The sequence below is a fragment of the Methylobacterium sp. B1 genome (assembly GCF_000333255.1).
Lineage (GTDB): Bacteria > Pseudomonadota > Alphaproteobacteria > Rhizobiales > Beijerinckiaceae > Methylobacterium > Methylobacterium fujisawaense.
On sequence record NZ_BACT01000237.1, the window covers coordinates 1 to 1,007 of the forward strand.

General features: G+C 64.2%; 1 rRNA gene. It reads right to left on the reverse strand.

Annotated elements, in window-relative coordinates:
- Positions 1-235 (reverse strand): 16S ribosomal RNA (locus I53_RS06680); the annotation flags it as partial.
- Positions 236-1,007 lie beyond the last annotated feature (772 nt).

The window sequence follows — 1,007 nt, forward strand, 5'->3', positions numbered from 1 at the left end:
GCCGTTACCCCCCCAACTAGCTAATCAGACGCGGGCCGATCTTCCGGCAGTAAACCTTTCCCCATAAGGGCGTATCCGGTATTAGCCCTAGTTTCCCAGGGTTATTCCGAACCGGAAGGCACGTTCCCACGCGTTACTCACCCGTCCGCCGCTGACCCCGAAAGGTCCGCTCGACTTGCATGTGTTAAGCCTGCCGCCAGCGTTCGCTCTGAGCCAGGATCAAACTCTCACGTTGAAGAGATTGATCTGGCCGATCACGTATATTCTCAGACGGAGCCTCACATCGACCAAGCATCCAGCGCTTCACAGCGCCAAACACCCGTCGGTGAGCTCAGAAAGAAGAACAACAGATCGGCACAAGTCTCTCACGCCAGACCCTAAGGCCTGGCCGCAAGGACAAACGCCGCCCGCGTCTCCCTTCCTCAATTCCAACTTGTCAAAGAACGGCTCCGGTCACCCGAAGCCCGCGCCGGCAACAGACCGTCCGGGCTGACGCCCGAGGGACCCTTGCTCGACTGGAGGAACCGTGATACCGGACCGACTGTTCAGTGGTCCGCCTCAGCGGTGGAGGGCGTCTAGAGCCCGCCGATCCTCCTGTCAACCCCGCCTCGGATCCGCTGTAGCGGCCCGCCGCAGAGCCGGCATCTCGCAGAAAACAGAAGACCGCCCGGCTAAACCCGCCGGCCAATCCCGCCGCTTGTCAGAAGATGCCTCAGCGCCCGGTCCACTTCCGCGGCCGGCGCCGATGAGCCGGGGTATAGGCCCACCGTTCCGGGCCGTCAACACCCCGTCACACACGCGATCGATTTTTATGCGCGCGCCTCCCGGCGGAGGCTCGCTTGTCTCGTGCGCGATGCGGATGGCGTCGGCGGTTGGGTTAGTAGCCCTTCTTCACCTGGGCGAGCGCCGCGCTGAGACCCTGCGCGATCCGGGCCCGTTCGTCCGGCCCCGCATCCCGGGCCACGAGCGCCTGCTGCCGACGTGAGACCAGGTCAGGCGCGAAGCCC